Origin of the sequence: Methylobacterium tarhaniae, from assembly GCF_001043955.1 — a bacterium.
Classification (GTDB): domain Bacteria; phylum Pseudomonadota; class Alphaproteobacteria; order Rhizobiales; family Beijerinckiaceae; genus Methylobacterium; species Methylobacterium tarhaniae.
Map to the genome: position 1 here is coordinate 1 of NZ_LABZ01000411.1, position 504 is coordinate 504.

1 protein-coding gene is annotated in these 504 nt (G+C 69.0%); it reads right to left on the reverse strand.

The window, feature by feature from the left end:
* Positions 1–57: 57 nt before the first annotated feature.
* A partial coding sequence (locus tag VQ03_RS30335) for a phosphomethylpyrimidine synthase ThiC (RefSeq protein WP_048454658.1) occupies positions 58–504 on the reverse strand: 447 nt, incomplete at its 5' end.

Genomic DNA, 504 nt, shown 5'->3' on the forward strand with positions numbered 1-504 from the left:
GGACGGGGCAGGCCCGGGCGGGGTGGCGGGGGCCTGCATCGGCATCGTTCGGGGTCCTTACTCGCCGGCTTCGACGTAGAGCCTCCCGCCCTCGCCCAAGAATTCCGCCGATTTTTGGGCCATGCCGGCCACCCGCTCCGCTTCGCTCAAGGGTGTGGCTTCCGCGACCACCCGGCCGGCGGCCTCCATGGCGAGCACGTCGGCGCGCAGGTCCTGGGTGATCTTCATCGAGCAGAATTTCGGCCCGCACATCGAGCAGAAATGCGCGACCTTGTGGGCATCCTTCGGCAGGGTCTCGTCGTGGTAGGCCCGCGCCGTGTCCGGATCGAGGGAGAGGTTGAACTGGTCCTCCCAGCGGAAGTCGAACCGGGCCCGCGACAGGGCGTCGTCGCGCAGTTGCGCGGCCGGGTGGCCCTTGGCGAGGTCGGCGGCATGCGCCGCGATCTTGTAGGTGATGACGCCGGTCTTGACGTCGTCGCGGTTGGGCAGGCCGAGATGCTCCTT